General features: G+C 37.2%; 19 protein-coding genes. 5 read left to right on the top strand and 14 right to left on the bottom strand.

Going from position 1 to position 22,772, the window contains the following annotated elements:
- Positions 1-176 precede the first annotated feature (176 nt).
- The gene (gene uvrA, locus J2T03_RS03975) at positions 177-2,969 is read right to left on the bottom strand and encodes an excinuclease ABC subunit UvrA (protein WP_307209572.1); all 2,793 of its coding nucleotides are present in this window, start codon (positions 2,967-2,969) and stop codon (positions 177-179) included.
- A gap of 499 nt (positions 2,970-3,468) precedes the next feature.
- Here uvrA and J2T03_RS03970 point away from each other — a divergent pair, with 499 nt between their 5' ends.
- Both J2T03_RS03970 and J2T03_RS03965 read left to right on the top strand, forming a co-directional pair.
- The gene (locus J2T03_RS03970; RefSeq protein WP_307209571.1) at positions 3,469-5,421 is read left to right on the top strand and encodes a TonB-dependent receptor plug domain-containing protein; all 1,953 of its coding nucleotides are present in this window, start codon (positions 3,469-3,471) and stop codon (positions 5,419-5,421) included.
- Between the two features lie 71 nt (positions 5,422-5,492).
- Entirely contained in the window at positions 5,493-6,209 is a 717-nt protein-coding gene (locus J2T03_RS03965; protein ID WP_306842333.1) for a DUF2490 domain-containing protein, read from the top strand.
- On the opposite strand, the gene J2T03_RS03960 is transcribed toward J2T03_RS03965, so the two are convergent.
- The 11 genes from J2T03_RS03960 to J2T03_RS03910 all read right to left on the bottom strand — a co-directional run bounded on the left by J2T03_RS03960 (position 6,206) and on the right by J2T03_RS03910 (position 17,090).
- A complete protein-coding gene (locus J2T03_RS03960; RefSeq protein WP_116011780.1) occupies positions 6,206-6,652 on the bottom strand; it encodes a phosphohydrolase in 447 nt (148 codons plus the stop codon). The two genes, J2T03_RS03965 and J2T03_RS03960, sit on opposite strands and share 4 nt — an antisense overlap.
- Positions 6,653-6,731: 79 nt before the next feature.
- The gene (locus J2T03_RS03955) at positions 6,732-7,067 is read right to left on the bottom strand and encodes a YegP family protein (protein ID WP_306842334.1); all 336 of its coding nucleotides are present in this window, start codon (positions 7,065-7,067) and stop codon (positions 6,732-6,734) included.
- A gap of 25 nt (positions 7,068-7,092) precedes the next feature.
- Entirely contained in the window at positions 7,093-7,401 is a 309-nt protein-coding gene (locus J2T03_RS03950) for a hypothetical protein (RefSeq protein ID WP_307209569.1), read from the bottom strand.
- 179 nt (positions 7,402-7,580) lie between these two features.
- Positions 7,581-9,347, bottom strand: a complete 1,767-nt coding sequence (locus tag J2T03_RS03945) for an acyl-CoA dehydrogenase family protein (RefSeq protein ID WP_306842336.1) — start codon at positions 9,345-9,347, stop codon at positions 7,581-7,583.
- A 119-nt stretch (positions 9,348-9,466) separates the two neighbouring features.
- Entirely contained in the window at positions 9,467-10,645 is a 1,179-nt protein-coding gene (locus tag J2T03_RS03940; RefSeq protein WP_307209567.1) for a thiolase family protein, read from the bottom strand.
- A gap of 45 nt (positions 10,646-10,690) precedes the next feature.
- Positions 10,691-11,053, bottom strand: a complete 363-nt coding sequence (locus J2T03_RS03935) for a four helix bundle protein (protein ID WP_307209565.1) — start codon at positions 11,051-11,053, stop codon at positions 10,691-10,693.
- Between the two features lie 57 nt (positions 11,054-11,110).
- Entirely contained in the window at positions 11,111-13,504 is a 2,394-nt protein-coding gene (locus J2T03_RS03930; protein WP_307209564.1) for a 3-hydroxyacyl-CoA dehydrogenase/enoyl-CoA hydratase family protein, read from the bottom strand.
- Between the two features lie 6 nt (positions 13,505-13,510).
- Positions 13,511-13,963, bottom strand: a complete 453-nt coding sequence (locus J2T03_RS03925) for a MarR family winged helix-turn-helix transcriptional regulator (RefSeq protein WP_034727924.1) — start codon at positions 13,961-13,963, stop codon at positions 13,511-13,513.
- A gap of 165 nt (positions 13,964-14,128) precedes the next feature.
- Complete coding sequence (locus J2T03_RS03920; RefSeq protein WP_307209562.1) at positions 14,129-15,052, bottom strand: ABC transporter ATP-binding protein; 924 nt, start codon at positions 15,050-15,052, stop codon at positions 14,129-14,131.
- 483 nt (positions 15,053-15,535) lie between these two features.
- Positions 15,536-16,507: an iron ABC transporter permease gene (locus tag J2T03_RS03915; protein WP_307209560.1), complete on the bottom strand. Its 972-nt coding sequence runs from the start codon at positions 16,505-16,507 to the stop codon at positions 15,536-15,538.
- A gap of 22 nt (positions 16,508-16,529) precedes the next feature.
- Entirely contained in the window at positions 16,530-17,090 is a 561-nt protein-coding gene (locus J2T03_RS03910; protein ID WP_307209558.1) for a TlpA family protein disulfide reductase, read from the bottom strand.
- 32 nt (positions 17,091-17,122) lie between these two features.
- On the opposite strand from J2T03_RS03910, the gene J2T03_RS03905 reads away from it, so the two are divergent.
- A complete protein-coding gene (locus J2T03_RS03905; RefSeq protein ID WP_306842348.1) occupies positions 17,123-18,247 on the top strand; it encodes a ferredoxin--NADP reductase in 1,125 nt (374 codons plus the stop codon).
- A complete protein-coding gene (locus J2T03_RS03900) occupies positions 18,244-18,861 on the top strand; it encodes a SanA/YdcF family protein (protein ID WP_373425266.1) in 618 nt (205 codons plus the stop codon). The genes J2T03_RS03905 and J2T03_RS03900 overlap by 4 nt, the downstream gene beginning before the upstream one ends.
- Here the strand turns inward: J2T03_RS03900 and tamL are convergent.
- A complete protein-coding gene (gene tamL / locus J2T03_RS03895; protein ID WP_307209556.1) occupies positions 18,858-21,458 on the bottom strand; it encodes a translocation and assembly module lipoprotein TamL in 2,601 nt (866 codons plus the stop codon). The two genes, J2T03_RS03900 and tamL, sit on opposite strands and share 4 nt — an antisense overlap.
- Between tamL and J2T03_RS03890 the strand changes: the two genes are divergently transcribed.
- Complete coding sequence (locus tag J2T03_RS03890; protein ID WP_306842351.1) at positions 21,444-22,169, top strand: TrmH family RNA methyltransferase; 726 nt, start codon at positions 21,444-21,446, stop codon at positions 22,167-22,169. The two genes, tamL and J2T03_RS03890, sit on opposite strands and share 15 nt — an antisense overlap.
- 102 nt (positions 22,170-22,271) lie before the next feature.
- Here J2T03_RS03890 and J2T03_RS03885 read toward each other — a convergent pair whose 3' ends face one another.
- Positions 22,272-22,769 (bottom strand): phosphoribosyl-ATP pyrophosphatase, encoded by a 498-nt coding sequence (locus J2T03_RS03885; RefSeq protein ID WP_306842352.1) that lies wholly within the window; start codon positions 22,767-22,769, stop codon positions 22,272-22,274.
- Between the last annotated feature and the right edge of the window lie 3 nt (positions 22,770-22,772).

The following is a 22,772-nucleotide window of genomic DNA, read 5'->3' as shown; positions in this document are numbered from 1 at the left end:
ACTGTTCGTTCATATTTTAAAGAAAGTTGTTTTTCGAAGATAAAAATTATGTTTGAATAACGTTTGATTAAAATTTAGAGAAACTTATATTAAGTAAAGCTATTTTGTAAGTGAATGATTAAGAAAATTTACATGACTATAAAAAAATAGAGAGCCATCTGGCTCTCTATTGATATTTAGTTTTCAAGCTTTTCCTTGATGTATTTCGCGGTATGCGATTTTTTATCTTTTGCCAGGTCTTCCGGAGTTCCGGCAAAAACAACCTCGCCACCATATTTCCCAGCTTCAGGACCAATGTCTATAATATAATCCGCAGATTTGATAATATCCGGCTGATGTTCAATAACGATTACAGAATGTCCGAGATCAATCAATGCCTGCAGGGATTTCAGTAATTTCTGGATATCATGAAAATGAAGTCCTGTAGAAGGCTCATCAAAAATAAACAGGGTTTTATCTGTTGTAACTCCTTTCACAAGGAATGAGGCCAGTTTTACACGCTGTGCTTCACCGCCGGAAAGAGTAGAAGAGCTCTGTCCCAGCTGCAGATAGCCTAAACCAACCTCCTGCAGCGGTCTCAGTTTTGTGACGATTTTTTCTTCATTGTTGTCTTTAAAGAATTCCAATGCTTCATCCACAGTCATATGAAGAATATCGGAAATGCTTTTTTCATCAAATTTCACTTCCAGGATCTCGTTTTTGAAACGTGTTCCTTTACATACTTCACATTCAAGCTCAATATCTGCCATGAACTGCATGGATACATTGATCACGCCCTCGCCTTTGCATTCATCACATCTTCCGCCGTCTACGTTGAAAGAGAAATGCTTAGGCTTATAACCCATCATTTTTGAAACTTTCTGTTTGGCAAAAAGATCTCTGATGTCATCATATGCTTTCAGGTAAGTAACAGGATTGGATCGTGAAGATTTCCCGATTGGGTTCTGATCGATGAGTTCAATATTTTTAATCAGTTTCTTTGGAAATTCCACAGAGTCGTAATCTCCTTTTTTGCCACCCATTCCGAGCTGGATCTGGATATCATTGGTTAAAATTTCCTTCATCAGCGTAGATTTTCCGCTTCCGGAAACTCCTGAGATCACTGTTAGGCTTTCCAGAGGAACATCTACGTCTATATTTTTTAGATTATTTTGTCTTGCTCCTTTGATATGGATCCATTCCTTGGCTTTTCTTCGCTTTTTAGGAACTTCAATCTCCATTCTTCCGGTTAAATATTTTGAAGTAAGTGTATCTGCATTTTTAAGATCGCTATAATCTCCGGCAAACACCAGTTCGCCACCAAGATAACCCGCTTCCGGGCCAATATCTATGATATAGTCAGCAGCTTTCATAACATCCTCATCGTGTTCAACGACAATCACGGTATTTCCCAGGTCACGAAGATTTTTTAAAACTCCGATCAGATTTTCGGTGTCTCTTGAGTGAAGTCCTATAGAAGGTTCATCCAGGATATAGATAGATCCTACCAGTGAACTTCCTAAGCTTGTGGCAAGGTTGATTCTCTGGCTTTCACCACCGGAAAGGGTATTGGAGGTTCTGTTCAGGGTTAAATAGCCTAAACCTACTTTTAATAAAAATTCAATACGGGTTTTAATTTCGTACAATAATCTTTTAGCAACATCCTGATCGTGCTCAGAAAGTTTCAGTCCGTCTATTAAAGGATATAATTCATCCAATGGAAGCTCAATCATAGACTGGATATTGTGTCCGTCTATTTTTACCCAGTTCGTTTCTTCACGTAATCGCAGGCCTTCGCAGGTCGGGCAGAGTGTTTTTCCTCTGTATCGGGAGAGCATAACGCGGTACTGGATCTTGTACAGGTTTTCTTCAAGCATTTTGAAGAAATTATTAATAGAAGGAAAACTGCTTTTACCATCACCTTTCCACAGGAAGTTTTTCTGCTCTTTGGTCAGCTGGTGATAAGGTTTGTGGATAGGGAAGTCTTCCGCCTTTTTAATGAATGCTTTTTTCCATTCACTCATGCTTTCACCTCTCCAGGCAACCACTGCATCCTCATAAACAGAGAGTGTTTTATTGGGAATAACCAGATCTTCATCTATTCCGATTACTTTTCCGTACCCTTCACATGCCGGACAAGCTCCGTAAGGATTATTGAAGCTGAAAAAATGAACATTTGGCTCAAGAAATTCCATACCATCCAGCTCAAATTTATTAGAAAATTCTTTTACTTTTCCGGTATCCGGATTTTTCAGTGAACAATAACCATGACCTTCGTAAAATGCCATTTGAATAGAATCTGCCAGCCTTTGAAGGAAACTTTCGTCTTCTTCATAAGAAAAACGATCGATCACAAGATTAATGGTCATTCCCTTTTCAGGGGTAAAGCCGAAGCTTTCCAGGTCTTCAATACCGGCTACATTACCGTTGATCTCAAGTCTTGTGAAACCGGCAAGCTTTAAAACATTCAGTGCTTCTTTAAAATTGTCTGCATCATATTCCAAAGGAGCAGTCAATAGGAACGAAGTGTCTTTTTTTGAAGCTTTGATAAAATCGATCACGTCAGAAACGGAATCCTTTTTCACTTCCTCGCCTGAAACCGGAGAAAAAGTTTTCCCGATCCTTGCAAAAAGAAGTTTCATGTAATCATAAATTTCCGTAGATGTTCCTACCGTAGAACGGGGATTGGAAGAAATCACTTTCTGCTGAATGGCAATAGAAGGAGCAAGTCCCTTAATATCATCCACTTTGGGTTTTTCCAGTTTGCCCAAAAACTGACGTGCATAAGAACTTAAACTTTCCACATATCTTCTCTGTCCTTCTGCATAAATAGTGTCAAATGCCAAGGAAGATTTTCCGCTTCCGGAAACTCCCGTGATCACGATCAGCTTATTTTTCGGGATCAGAACGTCTATATGTTTCAGATTGTTAAGATGGGCATTCTTAACGAAGATCTGTTTTTTTATATCTATTTCTACTGTTTTAGTCATGTTTTATTTATTCATAAAAGTATATACTGACTGAGAATTATCTGTAGCCAGTGTGACTGTTTTCTTGCCGTAAATTCTGCCTTCTGATAACTGTTTTTTATCCATCCAGGAATTCAGCATTATAAAGTGCCTGTAAAGTTTGGAAAGATGATTATTTCATCACAAAATTAAGACCCACAAAATTACAAAATTTTACTGAAAATAAGATGTTTAAATATTTGTCGCCAGATAATTATATTCAATAATAAATAAATCAACAAAAGTAAAATATTTCCATTTGTGGCCGGGAAAAAATAGCCAGGTAAGCCATTAGCAGCCATAAGATTATATTAACAATCTCATAATTATTAATTTAAAAAATAATTTATGATTTTCATTATGTTTTTGCATTTAACTATTGTTTTGTATTTTAAAATTATTTAAAATTGTATTCATAAATATGTAATATAGAAATGAGAAAGTTATTCAGAGATCTTGTTACACATTTAATGAGAAAAAGATGAAGTTACTACCCTCAAAAGATGCAGTATATCCTACTGCATCTTTTTTTATGATAACTATCATTTGTCTTTCTTCGGGAACTCCCTTACTTTTGGGTCCGTTATTAAAGAAACTGACTAAGAACAAAAAGGGAACTATTATGATCAAGAAGATTGGAAGTATATTTTTATTGGGTTCAATGCTTTGTGCTCATGCACAGGAAAAGACTACAGATATTGAAAGTATTGAATTTCAGGGGAAATTTATTTCTACACCTTATAAAAATGCCAATCAGAATGTTACGGTTATTACGAAAGAAGATATTGCCAATTCTCCTGCGAAAAGTATTGACGAGGTTCTTCAGCAGGTTCCCGGAATGGATATCAGAAGGAGAGGAGCTAATGGCGTACAAAGTGACATAGGCTTCCGGGGAAGTTCCTTTGAGCAGGTGTTACTGTTGCTGAATGGCATAAGAATGAATGATTCCCAAACCGGCCACAACTCCATGAATGTCCCTGTAGATATGGATGATGTGGAAAGAATTGAGATCATCAAAGGACCGGCAGCCAGAAGATTTGGACAGAATGCTTATGCTGGGGTTATCAATATCATTACTAAGACAACTCCCGGAAAAAGAGTTAAAGTAAGTGCTGAAGGCGGAGATTACGAAACCTACGGCTTCGGGTTCAATGCACAGCTGGGAAATGAAAAGTTTTCTAACTCGCTTCAGGCTAATTCTGCCTCATCCCAGGGATATATGTACAATACGGATTACGAGATCCGAAATGTCTTCTACCAAAGTAAACTGAACATTAAAAACGGTGATCTGAAGCTGCAGGCAGGGTTTTCTGAAAAGAAATTCGGGGCTAATGGTTTTTATGCTTCTAAAAGTGCTACTGAACAATATGAGGAAACACAGGCTTCTATTGTAAGCTTAGCGCATCAGCAAAAATTTGATAATTTGAAACTAAGCTCGAATGTATATTGGAGAAGAGGGCAGGATATGTATCTGTATGACAGGAATAAGCCGGATGGTTACAGAAATATGCATATTGGGAATAATGTAGGTGGAGAAGTGAATTCCAGCTACCAATGGGGATTGGGAACTACCGGTGTCGGTGTGGAACTGAGAAAGGAGTTTCTTGCCAGTAACAATTTAGGAGAAAGAAACCGCTTTGTCTCGCAGGTTTTCTTTGAGCATCATTTTTCATTACTGGATAAAAAACTGAACATCAGTCCGGGGATTTCATGGGCTAATTATTCAAAGGAAGGAAATTTTTTCTATCCCGGTTTGGATGTAGGATATAATTTCAGTCAGAATAATAAGATCTACGGAAATATTGCAAGAGTTCACAGGGTTCCAACATTTACGGATCTTTATTATGTAAGTAAAACGGAGCAGGGAAATCCTGATCTGCTTCCTGAAAATGCTGTTTCATCTGAAATTGGGTACCAATATCAGGATGGAAGGATATTGGCAAAGATCAGCGGATTTATGAGAAATTCTGAAAATTCCATCGACTGGACGAAGAAGGAGTTTAATGCTCCTGTCTGGTACGCGCAGAATGTAGGAAAAATAGATACAAAAGGAATTGAGGCAGAATTAAGCCACAGGGTTTTTGACTGGCTGAAATATACAGCGGGATATACCTATCTGGACAGTAAAATAAGTGCTTCTAATGAGTTTGTTTCAAGGTATACCCTTGATAATCTGAAACATCAGGTTGTAGCAAAGCTTGAAACCAAATTTTTAAAATATTTCACGAATGAGCTGGTGTACAGGTATAATGAAAGACTGAATCTGGGAAGTTATAATCTTCTTGATGAAAAGCTAAGCTTTGCGAAAAAAGATTTTTCTGTATATGTACTGATCAATAATTTGACAGATACAAAATACACAGAAGCTTTTGGAGTTGAAATGCCCCAGAGATGGTTCCATTTAGGGCTCTCATATATGATCAATATTAAATAAACGTTAATTTTAAATGAATGAAAATTAATATTAACAAATTGTTAAATGATTTATTTTTGCAAAAATTTTTTATGAAACTTTTTTTAAGTCTGAGTTTACTTTTGAGTATGACCTTTTTCAAAGCCCAGGAACATGTTTCAAGCTTCAATGCAGTGACTCTAACCTACAAGTTTCATCCTAAATTTTTCCTCTATGCAGAAGGCCAGCTTAGAGGAAACGAAGAGTATACCTACCCGGATTATTACGAGATCAAAGGGGGAGTGGGATACAATCTGACCAAAAATCATAAACCTTTCATCGGTCTTGGAAGATATGTGAATTATAAAGAACACAGCCTGAGCAGAGAAGAGTTCAGGGTATGGCTGCAGGACGTGATCGATTTCAAAAAAGGGATCGTCAAGTTTGAAAACCGTTTCCGTGCCGAGAAAAGTTGGTTCTATGAGCCTAAAATAGATAAAAGTTCTCAAAGAATGCGTTACAGATACCGTCTGAATGTAAGCGTTCCTCTGAATGCAAAAACTGTCAAAAAAGGAACTATTTTTGCAAATGCTTACGACGAAATCTTCCTGATAAGTCCCATGAAGCCTACTTTTGCCAGAAACAGGGTATATGGCGGTTTCGGCTATCAGATTGATGACCATTTCGGGATCCTGACAGGTTATCTGTGGCAGCGTGAATTTGAAGCGAAAGGAAATAAAAACCTTCACTTTATCTATTTGGCCTTAAATATCAATATCGACGGTACGGACCATCCTACAAAAACATATGATTTCCCTGGGGCGGATTAATATTTCTCTATCAGATAACGATAAGCCTTCAGGTATTTGTTGAATCTCTTGATATCTTTAGGGCTAAGTTCCCTGTTTACTCTTCTGAGATCCATATTATCACGGAGATCATTAAGCTTTACAGCAACAGCCAGAGAAGATCTTTCTGTTCTTTTAACAAACTCATCATAATCCTCTTCGGGATCAAATTTGGTCAGGCAGCTTATTGCAAAAATAATGTATTCGGGAAACCCCTCGGTCCTTAGATAATCCAGGCTGAATTCTTCCGGGTGATCTTCTACTACATCGTGCAGTACACCAACGATCTTTTCGTCCATTGTTTTACCATATTCCATCACACGCATGACATGGGCAATGTAGGGAGCGTGGTACTTGTCGGTTTGTCCTTTATGTGCTTTATCAGCTATTTTTATGGCTCTGTTGAGCATTTCTTCTTTTGTCATTTCAAATTGAAAATAGAATACAAAAATAAAAAATGCCTTAAAAAATAAGACATTTTTATTAAGATTATTTTACATAATATTAAAGCAGCGTTTCATCTTCTACAGAGGCACCCGGAGCATTGCTTTTTACTGATTCTATACCGTTTTCCATTCCGTTTTCAGATTCGTACATCTGGCTGGTTCCTATGATCTGTCCGTTTCCGGCTTTTAAATTGAAATAGCAGCGGTCGTCCTTGGCTGTATTTCTTTCGAATTTAGAATCATCCTGCGAGTTGGTGCGTACAGATTCTATTCCGTTTTCACATGAGGATTTTGAGCCATATCCCTGGCTTGTTAAGATGACTTGTCCGTTTCCGGCTTTCAGATTGAATTTGAATTCATTGTCTGCCCTTTTCGAGATAACAAATTTTCCCATAGTAATAAATTTTTTGCTTTTTTGATTATTTGGAAGGCTGAGCCTTTTTTGTGTCTGTAATTTTTTCAGGAATATCCGGATTCATTATCCTGTACTTTGAATAATCCTTTTTAGGTTCCTTCAAAGCCATATATGCAGCCGTATCTTTTGGCTTTATAGTAAGCATTTTATACTGTTCCTTCCGGTCTGTACCAATCTTTTTCTGCATTTCTCCGGGATCATTAAATTTGTCAATTTTTGTGGTATCTGTCTTTGGAAGGATCAGCTTTCTTTCTTTTTTCTGGGCAGTTAGTGTAATAGAAATAAAAAGGAGAGGAAATAATAAAATCTTCATGTTTTTTTAATTTAAAATAAAAATATAAAAAATTATTGAAATTTTAAGTTCTTAAGAGCCATAGATTTTTATATATCGGTTTACATTCCTGTCTGTTATGTCTTTCTTAGTATACAAGCTAAAAGAAAAGCGCCTCAAAAAAGATGAGACGCTTTAAATCAAATTTATGTTATAAAAGACTAATAAGCTCCTTTAGCAATATAGTGTGCTGCTACTTTTTCAGTTAAAGCCACTACATTCGGATGGTTATTATATTTTGTGAATCTTCTTAATCCCGAAAGCATCATTCTCTGTTCGTCTCCTTCTGCGAAAGAAACAATTCCTTCTTTGGCAGCTGCGATGATTTTTTCAACAGCTTTATAAAGGTTAAGCTGTGCCATTGCTGCTTCCACAGACTCAGGGGAGAAGTGTTTCTCAGCTCTTAATATGGCAGATTCTGCCATATAGATTTGGTTAAGAATTTCAGAAGCATTCAATAATAAATGTTGTTGTTTCTCAATATCCATCATGAATTTCTGAAGAGCTGCTCCGGAAACCATAAGGAATACTTTCTTAAGATTTGCGATAATGCCTTTCTCTTCACTCATGAATGCTGAATAATCAGGAACTTCAAATGAAGGAATACCCATTAATTCTTTGCTGATGGCCATGGCAGGAGAAAGTAGATCCAGTTCTCCTTTCATTGCTTTTTTAATCAGCATTCCAACAGCCAAAAGACGGTTGATTTCGTTGGTTCCTTCATAGATTCTTGCAATTCTGGAATCTCTCCAGGCTGCCTCCATTGGCATATCTTCGGAGAATCCCATTCCTCCGTATACCTGAATTCCTTCATCAGCAGTATGTTGTGTTAAATCTGAAACGAAAACTTTCAAAATGGAAGCTTCCACCGCAAATTCTTCAACACCTTTCAATTCAGCCTGCTGGTGATTCATTCCACCGGCAACCAATTCATTGATTTTATCTTCAACATCTTTTGCTGCTCTGTAAGAACCAGCCTCAGCAACGAAAATTCCTGTTGCCATTTCTGCCAGTTTCTTTCTGATTGCTCCAAAAGTGGAGATAGAAACGCCAAACTGCTTTCTTTCATTAGAATATTGAAGAGAGTGGTTTAAGATTCTCCTCTGCCCGTCAAGATTGGCAGCTGCCAGTTTAATTCTTCCAACGTTCAGAGCATTTAACGCGATTTTGAAACCGTTGTTTCTTTCGCCTAAAAGGTTCTCAGCAGGAACTTTCATATCATTAAAGAAAACCTGTCTTGTAGAAGACGAACGGATTCCCAGTTTATGCTCTTCCTCACCGAAAGTAAGCCCTTCAGTTCCTTCTTTTTCTACGATGAAACCTGTGATGTTTTTATCGTCATCAATTTTAGCAAAAACAATGAAGATTTCTGCAAAACCTGCATTGGAGATCCACATTTTTTGTCCGTTGATGATATAATGTTTCCCGTCTTCGGAAAGTTTTGCTCTTGTTTTTCCGGAATTAGCGTCTGAACCAGCATCAGGCTCAGTCAGACAGTATGCTCCAAATTTTGTCCCGGTAGCCAGATCCGGGAGGTATTTTTTCTTTTGCTCTTCTGTACCGTACAATAGGATAGGAAGCGTTCCGATTCCCGTGTGAGCTCCATAAGCTGTAGCCAATGAACCATTTGCTCCTGAACAGTAATCACATGCCAGCATGGTATTAACGAAGCCCATTCCAAGGCCGCCGTATTCCTCAGGAACAGCAACTCCTAAAAGCCCCATTTCACCCAGCTGACGCATCTTTTCTTCAGTTAAAGCATAATCTTTTTTCTCAAATCTTTCCTTTTGAGGAATTACTTCTCTGTCAATAAATTCTTTTGCAGAATCACGAAGCATTTTTTGTTCTTCACTCAGTTCTTCAAGACTGAAAATATCATTTGCAGGAATTTCCTTGATCAGGAATTCTCCACCCTTTAATGTTGCCATATATTATTTTGTTTTTTTTTAACGATTAGTAATTTTGTATTAAAGTATTCATGTAAAATGTATTAATGATTTGAATCGAGCATCATGAGTACATTTTACATAAATACATCAGCACATTTTTATAGAAGTTCAAAGATTGAAGCGGCTCCCTGTCCGGTTCCCACGCACATAGAAACCATTCCGTACTTGTTGCCGCGTCTTCTCATTTCGTCAAGAAGTTGAACGGTTAATTTTGTTCCGGTACATCCAAGTGGATGGCCAAGAGCGATCGCACCTCCGTTGACATTGAGGATGTCAGGATTTAGGCCCAATTCCTTTTTGATTGCTACTGACTGTGATGCAAAAGCTTCGTTCAATTCAATCAGTTCAATATCTTTTAATTCAAGACCGGCCTGTTTTAATGCTTTTGGAATCGCATAAATCGGTCCCATACCCATAATTCGAGGTTCAAGACCTGCAGCAGCATAAGCTACTAATCTAGCTTGCGGTTCAAGACCTAATTCTTTTACCATTTCTTCGCTCATTACCATCACGAAAGCTGCTCCGTCGCTCATCTGAGATGAATTTCCGGCTGTTACGCTTCCTCCATTCGCGAATACTGGTCTCAGCTTAGCCAAACCTTCCAAAGAAGTATCTTTTCTAGGACCTTCGTCTACAGAGAAGTCAAACTTCTTAGACTGCATTTTCTGGTTTTCGTCCAGGAAATTATATTCTACAGGAATCGAAACGATCTGACCGGCAAATTTTCCTTCAGCATTAGCTTTCAAAGCTTTCATATGGGATTCAAAAGCGAACTGATCCTGCTCTTCTCTTGTGATATTATATTGCTTGGCAACTTCTTCAGCTGTGTATCCCATTCCCCAGTAATAATCAGGGTTTGTTTTTGCGATATCTGTTTCCGGAACCGGCTTGTAACCACCCATCGGGATATAAGACATCGATTCTGTTCCCCCTGCAATGATACAATCAGCCATCCCTGCCTGAATTTTTGCAGAAGCAATCGCAATCGCTTCACTTCCTGATGCACAATACCTGTTTACGGTAACTCCGGGAACTTTATCTGTATTCAATCCCATTAAGGAAATTAAACGGGCAACGTTCAACCCTTGTTCGGCTTCCGGCATTGCGTTTCCTACGATAAGGTCATCAATTCTGTTTTTATCTAATTGTGGTAGCTCAGCCATCAACTTTTCAATAACTGTAGCGGCCATCACGTCGGGTCTTGTGAATCTTAAACTTCCTTTTGGAGCTTTTCCTACGGCAGTTCTGAAACCCTTTACTATATATGCTTGTTTCATTTTAGAGTAGAGATTTTTAGACAAGAGATTTGAGACTCTTGCCATTTAAATTATTTTTTTATTAATATTTTCTTTAAAAACATAAATCATTTTTTGCACTTCATCAAGCCTATGTAGTAAGGGTTGATTTATTTCTTCTGAAATAAAATTCAATTTTTCACAAATTATTAATTGAGTTTGAAGTTCATAAGAAGATCCATATGCAATATTTAAAAAATAATAAAATTCCTTTTCTCTTTCTCTCCCAGCTCCTTCTGCTATATTGGAAGAAATTGAAACAGCAGACCTTTTAATCTGTGAAGAAAGTCCATATTTTTCATCGTTTGGCATATTTGCCAATGCCCTATAAACTTCAACACATAAATTAATTGAATCGTTCCAGATTTTCAATTTTTTAATATTGTGCATAAATTACCATCAGATTTAAGTTTTTATCTCTTAGTCTCGAGTCTTAAAGTCTCAAGTCTAATTCCTAAGCGGTTTCCCATTCTGTAACATATACTGAATTCTCTCCAGTGTTTTTCTTTCACCACAAAGCTGAAGGAAAGTTTCTCTTTCGAGGTTCAATAAGTATTGTTCGGTAACTACGGTTGGTTCAGATAGATTTCCTCCGACCATCACGTTGGCTAATTTGTCTGCAATTTTCTTATCGTGCTCAGAGATGAACTTTCCGGTAAGCATCTGATCTGTTCCTACATAGAACATTCCTAAGGCATCTTTTCCCAGAACTTTTACTTTCTGTTCGATAGGTTGTGTGTAGCCTTGTTCTGCCAGTAGTTTTGCAACTTTTTTGGCTTCTGCGATCTGTCTGTTTTTGCTTACGGATACAATGTCTTTTCCTTTTTCAAGAATTCCCATATCATAAGCTTCGTAAGCAGAAGTAGCTACTTTACCCATGGCGATATTCATAAAAGCTTCACGAAGTCTGTTGTTTTTAACGTCATCGCTGTGGAATTCTCTTGAAGTTCTCAGGGTAAGCTCTTTAGTACCACCACCACCAGGAATTACTCCAACTCCGGTTTCTACCAATCCTATATAAGTTTCTGCTGCTGCAACCACTCTGTCTGCATGCATGGTCATTTCACAACCACCGCCAAGGGTCATTCCGTGAGGTGCAACCACTACAGGAATAGAGGAGTAGCGTACTCTCATCATGGATTTCTGGAAATAAGCAATGGCCATATTCAGATCATCCCAGTCCTGCTCGATAGCCATCATCAGGATCATAGCAAGGTTGGCTCCTACAGAGAAATTAGCTCCCTGGTTCCCAACAACCAATCCGTCATATTCTTTTTCTGCTAAATCAATGGCTCTGTTTAATCCGTCAAGAACTTCTCCTCCAAGGGAATTCATTTTTGAGCGGATCTCAAAATTGATAATTCCGTCACCAAGATATTCGATAGCAGCTCCTGAATTGCTCCAAAGCGTTTTGTTCTTTCTGATATTGTCTAAGATAATAAAGGCATCCTGACCAGGAATTTTATTGTATTCTCCTGAATTTTTATCCACAAAAATACTTTGACCTTCATCGTTTACCTTATAGAAAGTCTCTACATTTTTAACCCAGTCTGAAACTTCATAGCCTGCATCTTTTGCCAGTTCAATACCTTTTTGAACGCCTACGGCATCCCAGATTTCAAACGGACCGTTTTCCCATCCGAAACCGGCTCTCATTGCATCATCAATCTTATAAATTTCATCAGAGATTTCAGGAACTTTATGAGAAACATAAGCGAATAATGCACCTAACGACTTTCTGTAAAGTTCTCCGGCCTTATCTTTTCCACCAATTAAAACTTTGAATCTGTCAATTGGTTTATCAATATTTTTAGTTAATTCTAAAGTAGGGAAAGAAGATTTTCCCTGAAGCTCATATTCTAATGTATCAAGGTTCAGTCCGTGGATTTCAGATTTCCCTTCCGCATTTTTCACCTTTTTGTAGAATCCCTGTTCCGTTTTGGAACCCAGCCATTTATTATCCATCATTTTCTGGATATAATCAGGAAGGGCAAAGACATCATTGAAATTATTGGCTTCAGCACCGCTTTGGCGTACACCGTTCGCTACCATTACCAATGTATCAAGACCTACAACGTCAGCTGTTCTGAAAGTTGCAGATTTCGGGCGTCCGATGACAGGACCTGTTAATTTATCAACCTCAGAAACAGTTAATCCTAATTTCTGTACGTTGTGAAGAAGATCCATCATGGAGAAAACTCCTATTCTGTTCGCAATGAATGCTGGAGTATCTTTAGCTAAAACTGTAGTTTTCCCTAAGAATTTAGCGCCATAATTCATGTAGAAATCCACTACTTCAGGAAGGGTATCCGGAGTAGGGATAATCTCTAAAAGAGGAAGGTATCTTACCGGATTGAAGAAGTGCGTTCCCGCAAAATATTTTTTGAAATCATCGCTTCTTCCTTCAATTAGAAAATGGATAGGAATTCCCGATGTATTAGAAGAAATTAATGTTCCCGGTTTTCTGAACTGTTCAATTTTTTCATAAACAGATTTCTTAATATCAAGCTTTTCTACCACTACTTCAATAATCCAGTCTGTATTTTTGATCTTCTGAAGATCATCATCAAAGTTGCCTATTTTAATTCTATCCGCAAATTTCGGAGAATAGAGAAGGGCGGGGCTCGCTTTTTTCAGTTTTTCAAAGTTTTCGGAAGCAATTCTGTTTCTTACCACCTTGTCATCTTTGGTCAAACCTTTTTTCTGTTCAGCTTCCGTCAGTTCAAAAGGAACAATATCCAAAAGAGACACTTCCACACCAATGTTGGCGAAATGTGCCGCAATACCGCTGCCCATAATTCCTGAACCAAGAACCGTTACATGTTTGATTCTTCTTTTCATTATAATTTATTTTCTGTTATTTAATAATTCGTTTGCAATTTTCATGATTTCAGACATTACTTCTTTGAAGGTTTCAATTTTCTCAGGAGCGATCTTTTCCATCACTTTCTTGTTAAAATTGACCACTACTTCTTTTGACATATTCCTTGAATTCAGACCTTTATCCGTAAGTTTAATGATCACCTCCCTTTTATCGGCAGTGGTCTTTTCCTTATAGATGTATCCGTTGTCTTCCAGAAGCTTGATGATCCTGGTCAAAGAGGTGGGCTCTATGGCCATTTTAGGACCCAGATTGGTGCTTCTGGTACCTTCTTTGGGATCAATTTTAAGAAGAGTGAGAGCTTGTACAGCAGTAGAATCATGCTCTTGAGCAAGCTCTGTGTACATTTTAGAAACAGCCAGCCAGGTCTGCTTCAAAACTAAATCTACGTTTTCTATTTTTTCTTTATTATTATCCATCATTTATCCACTAATGGTGTTACCCAAATTTAGTAAATATTATGCATGCATAGTATTTATTAACGTTAAATTTTGTTAATAGCCTGATAATAAATAGATTAAATTGTATGATTAGCATAATACTATGCATGCATAGTATGTGAAATATTTAATAGAAATATAGTATTAATGAATGTTTTTAACGAAATTAACTATTTCTTCGAAAGATTCACATTGCTGTTTGGAGGAGCCGGTGAGAATTTCCCAAAAATCGTTCCTGTATCCAAAATGTAGAGCAGAAAGGTCTTTTTCGAAATTTTTCTGCAGTAAAGAATAAAGCATTTCCTTGTGAACCTGCGGAGCATCAATAGAAGGGGGAACAAAATTCTCATTTACCTGAAACAATGAAACATTGGTAAGCTCATCGTGCTGAAGTAATACATCTTCTACGATTCCTGAGAAAAGCAGGCTATTTTTTACATACCAGATTTTGTCTGCAAATTCTTTGGACAGTCTCCAGTCATGAGAAGAGAATAATATGATTTTATGCTGTTCCTTAGCTAGTCTGCGGAGGGTTTTTAAGATAATGAGTTTGTTTTTTTCATCCAGATGCGTCGTTGGTTCGTCCAAAATGATAACCGGAGAGTTCTGAGCGATAGCCCGACCGATAAAGGCTTTCTGCAAATTCCCATCTGAAAGGTTTTTAAGAAGAGTATGTCTGTATTGGGCAAGATCCAGTTCATCAATAATATGAGAGATTTCTTCCCTGTCTTCTTTTTTAAGCTCAAAATAAAAAGGATAATAGATGTATTTTCCTAATGAAATAAGGTCTTCAACAGTATAATGCTGTGGTACATTTGATTTTGAGAAAACAACAGCAATATTTTCAGCAATTTCTTTAACAGAGAGGGTTTTTATATTTTTATGATTAATTAAAATCTCTCCGCTTAAAAGAGAAGCTTGATGCAGGATAGATTTGATAAGCGTGGTTTTTCCCACACCGTTATTTCCAATCAGCAGGCACACGTCACCCAGTTTCAGATCTGCCTGGGCATTTGAAATTAAGGTTTTGTCGTAGCCTATTTTGGCCTGTCTGATTTCTAGGTGCATATTAATTGACAAAAAATATAATTATTAAAAAAAATAAAAGAGGAAAAAGACTGAAAAAAAGGTACAAAATTTTATTTGTTTTATTTTTCCAAAGGGTGTAGCCTCCTAAAAAGAGGGATCCCCAAAAGAACCAAGGCAAAGAGGCCATCAGATACAAACAATGTCCAAATTTATACATCCAGTGGAGATCTTTATCCAAACGAAATATGTCAGAAAATCTCATGAATGCAAAGCTTATCACAAATTGGAGTATATTTGCAATAATTAACTGTTTCTGGGTTATCTTAATATTTGTTAGGTTCATCAGTAACAAATTTAGATCTGTTTATTGGATTATAAATTATTAAATTTTCTCAAAATCTTTATAATCCGCAAAATCAGCGAGTCATAAAAAAATAAATCATAAGATTTTTCAGATTACACTGAGTATTATTTTCGGTTAAAAAATTCACCATTAACTATTGACCAATTACATCTTAACCTTTAAACCTTATTCTGCTTCAGAAGCATCAGTAAAATCACCGGTATTCCAAACACTGAGCTTATTACATTCATGGGAATCTGGGTTTTTTCTGCTATGATAGAGAACATTAGCATGATGAGCATTCCGAGCGCCATATTCAGGATCCACTGCTGCCATAATTTGGATGGATTATAGATCAGTCTGCAAAAATGAGGAACAATAATTCCGATAAATAAAATGGGTCCCAGAAATGCAGTTATAGAAGCTGAAAGTAGGGAAGAGGCTGCAATGATAAGGATTTTCAGCTGATTGAGATTGACTCCCAAACTCTGTGCATAAGACGTTCCCAATGAATTTCCGATCAGTGGTTTTATCGTTTTAAAACAGAAAAATATTCCCACGAAAACCAGGATAGATAATACATAGATCTGGTTTCTGGTTACCATATTATTAGCTCCAAAAGACCATAAAATATAGTTTTTCAGACTCTGATTTTCTGCATAGAACTGTAATAAAGAAACGACCGCCCCCGCAAACGCAGAAACGAGAAATCCAAATATAATCAGATAAGATTTGTCCTGAAATTTATTCGACATGGATAAAAGAACAAGCATCAGGACCAGGCTTCCCGCGATGGCTGAAAGGCTGAGGAAACTGTTCTGCAGAAATTCAGGAATTAGAAGATCATAAGAACAGAAAATGTAGAATGCTACGGAGAGGCTGGCTACAGATGTGATTCCTAAAATATCCGGGCCTGCTAAAGGATTTTGAAAGTATTCCTGCATCAGAAAACCGGATGTAGGAATTGAAATTCCTGCCAGAAGCATCACCAGTACCCGGTTGATCCGGATCTCAGCGATCTGGCTTTGAGCGGTATTCTGAAAGAAATCGTGTAGGTTTAAACTTAAAAATCCTGTGTTCAGGTTGATCACTGCAGTAAGAATAATAGCAGCCGTCAGCAGTAAACACAGGATCTTGAATTTTTTTGACATGATCAGAAAGAATCTGGATGTTTTATTTTAAAAGAGCATCAACCTTAGAATTCAATAATTCTTCGGTCATCATTCCTAAATATTCGTCAGTTTTTTCTCCTTTTCTTAAATAAGTAAAAGGAATTGAGCCGCCGTCCCACTGTTGGAAATTATTAGTGAAAAAATTGGCGTCTAGTTTCTGGCCATCCAAAAGGATGATATTTGCTCCAAGATTATTTTCCTGTGCAAATTTTTTCACAGAAGTATTCCATTCAGATTTATCATCAAGGTTGATAAAAGTAAATTTTACCGGCTTATTTTTTAATTCCTCCATTTTGTTTTTAAAATGAGGGATTTCTCTCATACAAGGTCCACACCATGTTGCAAAAAAATTGGTAACATATAAAGTGTCATTTTTCTGAGCTAAATATTTTCCCAGATTTTCTGGAGAAAGCTCCTTAGAAGTATAAGTACCAGTTGCAGAAGCTGTATTATCTGTTACTGAAACTGAGTCTGCCACAGCTGTATCCTCCATTTTGTGACCTTCTTTTTTGCAGCTGTAAAGAGCCGTAAGAATAAGCGTGGATAAAATTATCTTCTTCATAAATTATTTTTTGACTATTTTTGAATTGAAGTATGGAACAACAAATCTATAAAGGGAAACTGATACAGTTTCATCCGTTAAAAGTAGCGAAAAAGGAACAACTGACCAAAAATACTTTTTCTCTGGAATTCGAGATTCCCGGGAATCTGAAGGAAAATTTCAAGTTTGAAGCAGGACAATTTGTAAGTATAAAATTTATTGCTCACGGTGAAGAAGTCATTAATGATTATTCCATGACTTCAGCTCCTTATGAGAAAAAAATATGTCTTGGAATAAAAGTAAATTCTTCTAATGGAGCGACTTCGGAGCTGTTCAGAAACTATAATGTTGGGGATGAGCTGATGGTAGGAGAACCTTCAGGTAGATTTACACTGGTTTCCAAACCAAGCGAATTCCGGACGATTGTTGCCTTTGCTGCCGGAATAGGAATTACCCCGATCCTGAGTCATTTTAAGAATATCCTTCACACGGAACCACGCACCAGACTTTTCCTATTTTTTGGTAACAAAAGTTCTGAAGAAATTATTTATAGAGAACAACTGGATAATCTTGCCAGAATACACAGTGAAAGGCTTCAGATTTTTTATTTTTTTTCAAAAGAAAAAACGGCTGATCAGTTTTTCTACGGAAGGCTGGATGAAAAAAAACTGAGCTTAATCATCAACCAGATTCTTCATCTTGATGATACGGATGAGGAATCTACGATTTGGGATGCGGTAGATGAAGTATTAATATGTGGTAAAGGAGAAATGATTAAATCTTTAGCGAATGCCTGCTATCACCATGGAATTCAGAAAAAGAACATTCATTTTGAACTTTTTGAAGAATATAATGATGATATTTATCCTGTAGAAAAAGAATTTCCACTGATTGAAAATGTAGAAGTTAAATTTAAAATGCTTGGAAAAGAATACGAAACCCATCTTCCTGATAATAGAGAAAAGATCCTTCAACAGCTTCTGATTCAGAATTTTCCGGTTCCTTATTCATGTAAATCCGGGATATGCGGAAGCTGCGAATGCTATCTTGAAGAAGGAGAAGTGGAGCTGCTTGAAAATGAATACCTGACTGAAAAAGAAGAAGCACAAGGTAAAATACTGGCATGCATGTCCATTGTAAAAAGTAAGAAAATAAAGCTTAACTTTGACCTTAGTTGAGAATTATTAAGAACATATTTAACTTGGGATTTATATCAGCAGAAATAGGAATTCTGCTGATATGTCTTTGTAATGCATGGGTTTTCGGGCTTACCAATGGACGTACCTATACCAAGATTTCTAAAATTCCGCCACGGGAAGTTGCCCTGGTACTAGGAACTTCTCCAAAGATGAGATCCGGCAAATCCAATCCTTATTTTACGAAAAGAATGGATGCTGCAGCACTTCTTTATCATCATGGTAAGATCCAAAAGATTATTGTAAGCGGAGAAAAAAGTAGGGGTTATAATGAGCCCGCTGCCATGAAAAATTACCTGATGAACCAGGAAGGAGTTCCGGGAGATATTATTATTGAGGATCCGAAAGGATTCAATACCTATAAAAGCATTCTGCGGTGTAAGGATGTTTATAAAAAGAAAGATGTGATTATTGTATCACAGGGCTTTCATAATCTTCGCGCCTTGTTTTTTGCAAGGAATAACACGATGAATGCCCTGGGTTTTGATGCGCAGGATGTTAGCAAACCGGAAAGCTACTACAGAAACCAGTTCAGGGAAATACTCGCCAGAGTGATTGCTGTAGTCTATTTTATATTGGGGATTTCTCCGGATTAGAAAGGATATCCGAACGCGATATTCAATGTTGGCTTGAAAGGCTGGAAATTCTTGAATCTCCATCGTTCCCCATCAGGTTTGTTTGGATCATAGATCTTATAGGCAAGGTCAAGTCTGAAAGTAATATACGCTACATTTACCCTTAAACCGAATCCACTGCCGATCCCCATTTGTCCTAAGAATTTATTGAATTTGAATTCGTCACCATAACCATCATTGTAGTTTTTAAGGCTCCATGTATTCCCGATATCAGTAAATAATGCCCCTTCATACATGTCATTGAAAGGAATTCTATATTCAATGTTGGTAGTAAGCTTTACATTGTCCGTCATATATGTACGGACTCTTTCATCGACCTGAGAATCTGCGGGCCCCAATCCTCCGAATGCAACCCATGCTCTGATATCATTGGACCCACCGTTGAAATAAGATTTAATTACAGGCATATTCGTAGAGTTCCCAAAAGGAATACCAACCCCGATGAACTGGCGTAAAACCAGGGTTTGATTGCCGTTGAATTTAAAATATTTTCTGGTATCAATATCAAATTTAACGAACTGTGCATATGGAATCCCGAAAATGGTTCTTTGCGGACTTGTTACAACTCCACCCTCGTCCCTTTTTTGATTGAAAATGCTTAAAATATTGCCTGCAAGCTCTACTTTACCATTAAAATAGAATGCATTGGGATAATCTTTTTTACCAATCTCATTGTAAACGAAATTATAAATCATAGAAGAAATAAGGACGTCTTGAGTCTGCCTGTCTTTATTTACAAGGGTTCCTCTGAATGCGGTAAGAAGATCCTGCCCCTTTTGGTCAAGCATTCCCTGATAGTTTGTATCTTCAACAATCTGTTTCGAAACAATATCAAGGCTGAGTTCCCCGGAAAGGTATTTTTGCTTAGTAATAGGATCATAGGCAAAATAACTTGCAAGTATATCATTCTTTATAATTTCATCATTACTGAAATAGTCGTAATAAGCATCTTTATTCTTTGTAAGACTAATTTGCGTATTGAAAAGAGTAAGCCTGTGTGACACCTGGTCATTGACGTTTGCCTGGTAATTCAATCCTGTGTTAAAATTCACTCTGCCTAAACCGATGTTATTCTGTATTGAAGCTCCTAAAAGGATAGAAGAGGTTGGGGTGTATCTTTTAGGAAGAAGCTTATAATAATTGAATGGAAGCAGAAGTCTTGGGAAATTAAGAGAAGCCTGCGCCGAAATTTCGTAAGCGAGATCTCTCTTATCAATATCTTTTGTACTTCTTATCGAACCGAATGTTCCGGAAATGCTTGTAGAAAGGTTTTCAGCCCCCCGGAAAACATTCCTTGTGGTAAGATCTACAGAAGGGGATATTCCAAGGTTCAGAATCTGGGAATAATTGATGTCGGTTCCCAGCTTAAGTTCATATTTAGGAAGTGGTTTCAGGACGTAAAGAACATCAACGATGCTGTCATTGGGTGAAGTGCCGCCACCTCTTCTTAAAGAATCTCTTGCTTTCAGAATACTGAAGTTATTCATTGCAATGAAATTTCTCTTCGTAAGATCCAGGCTTTTTTGGTCATACACTTTCTTACTGTCTACAATTACGGCTCTCCATAAAGAAGATGTTTTGTAGCTTTCATCCATTTTATGGAATCTTATTCTTCTTAAACTGTCTTTAATGGTGTTTTTCGGAAAATCGCTTGCCTCGTTCACAATGGCCACATCAATATTTCCGATGGTTGCCACTTTATAAGGGTGATCGGCGGAATCCTTATGGATTTCAAGGGTAAGGGGAACCTGCTTTCTGCTTTTCAGGGAATCTGCTACGAAATAGATCTCTTCGTTGGAATTATTAAACCTATAATATCCGTTTTCCCGCATCAGATCGGTAATTCTTGTCACTTCTTTTTCAAGAACGGTCTGGTCAAGTCTCTGTCCGGATCTTATAAGGCTCTTGTCAAGTTTCTGCCAGTAGAGGCCTTTAACGGTGGGATCTGTAATATTGTAGTAATAATCTTTAATATAGGTAGGGTCATTATGCTTGATGAAATAATTAACCGCTGCCTTCTTGGAAGCAGAATCCAGAGAATGCTTGAAATTCACATCAGCATCCCAAAATCCTCTGTAAACAAGCCTTTTTTTGATAGATTCAGCACTTTTTTCACTTCTCGTCTGGTCGAGGATTACAGGCGGGTTTCCCCAGCTATGAAGCAAACGGTCCAAAAACAGTGTTTTTCCTACACTGTTTTTCATATTATACTTAATGAAAAGAGAATCTCTCAGTTTCTGATTTCTCATTTCACTGGGATAGGTCATGTATTCATTGAGCAAAGTATCATATTTAGGATTGGCCATATTATAAAATCCTAAACCTAACGGCATGAAAAGAAGCTGTTTTTTATTAGGCTTCTGCTGTACATAATCTTTTAGTTCCTCATCGAAAGATTCTTTCTTATCTTCAAACTTAAAGTTGTTTTTGGTAAGCAGATATTCACCGTCCGGAACTTTTTTAGTTGTACTGCAGGCATAAAGGAGACCAACAAATGTTGCAAATGAGATAATTTTATAATATTTTTGAGGAGAATTCATATAATGCTTACAGCTCATACAATAAAAATTTTACAGTCTTTAGATAAAAAGAAGTTCAGACAAAAATACAATTTGTTTTTGGTTGAAGGTAATAAAATCATTTGCGAACTTTCCGAATCTAATTTTAAAGTTAAAGAAATATTTTCTACCGATCCGCAAAAACTGGACCGGACAGATACACCCGTTATCCAGATCACTGAAAATGAGCTGAAAAAAATCAGTTTTCTTAAAACACCTAAAGATTCTGTAGCAGTTTGTTATCTGCCCGAAGAAGAAAAAACAGAGGATAAAGATGTTCAGCTGGTTCTGGACGGTATTCAGGATCCGGGCAATCTCGGAACTATTATCCGCCTGGCAGACTGGTTCGGGATAGAACAGATTATCTGCAGCGATGACACCGTGGATGTTTACAATCCAAAAGTAATTCAATCCACTATGGGCTCTTTCACCCGGGTAAATATTGTTTATACTGATCTTGCAGAATATCTTTCAAAAACGGAGAATCTCAATATCGGAACGGATATGGAAGGAGAAAACATCTATACTTTTGAAAGACCTGAAAAACTCAACCTTATTCTTGGTAATGAAGGAAATGGAATGAGACCGGAGACGGAAAAACGCCTTCAAAAATGCATCACTATTCCAAGGTTTGGGAAATCCCAGTCAACAGAAAGCCTGAATGTTTCTATGGCAGCGGGAATTATTCTGGGACAGTTATTTAGTAAATAGATTTTAGATATCAGACATCAGATTTCAGACCTATAATATTGTGTGACACATTGTGATCAGCCAATTATATCTCTGAAATCTGAAATCTAGCATGTGAATGTCTTATATCAACTGTTCGAGGCTGGAAACACTCTTGTTTTTTTGGTATACCTCCATTTTCTTTCTTACATATTTAAGGGCAATAGGAGCAAGGTAAATCATGGCTGCACCCAAAAGTTTTTTCTTCCAGTTGGGACTCTTCATATTTTTTTTAGCGTAATTGCCAACCAGGGCAGTGATTCCCAGTTTTATCAAGCTGTCTGTTATATTGCCACCTAATGCAGTACTGGCAATTCCCACAGCCGTTTGTTTATTGATGAACATATCTTTTACTTCAGAAGTCAGATGTCTGGCAATGACATCTTTTCGGAGAACTACTTTTTCATCACCGTCATCATCTACTTTTTCCTGCAGATATTGATCTGTAAGGCCATTTGTGAATGCGCTCAGGCTTTCTTTTGTATTTTTAAAGGTAAGAAGGTTTTCCAGATCATTGATCTCGCTTTTAAGCAGTTTTTTCTTTCTTCTCAGTTCTTCGATGCTTTCGTAATTTCTGCCCATAGC

The sequence above is a fragment of the Chryseobacterium lathyri genome (genome assembly GCF_030812195.1).
GTDB classification, from domain to species: domain Bacteria; phylum Bacteroidota; class Bacteroidia; order Flavobacteriales; family Weeksellaceae; genus Chryseobacterium; species Chryseobacterium lathyri_A.
The sequence above is the reverse complement of the archived record's forward strand: the minus strand, read 5'-3'. Positions and strand labels throughout refer to the sequence as shown.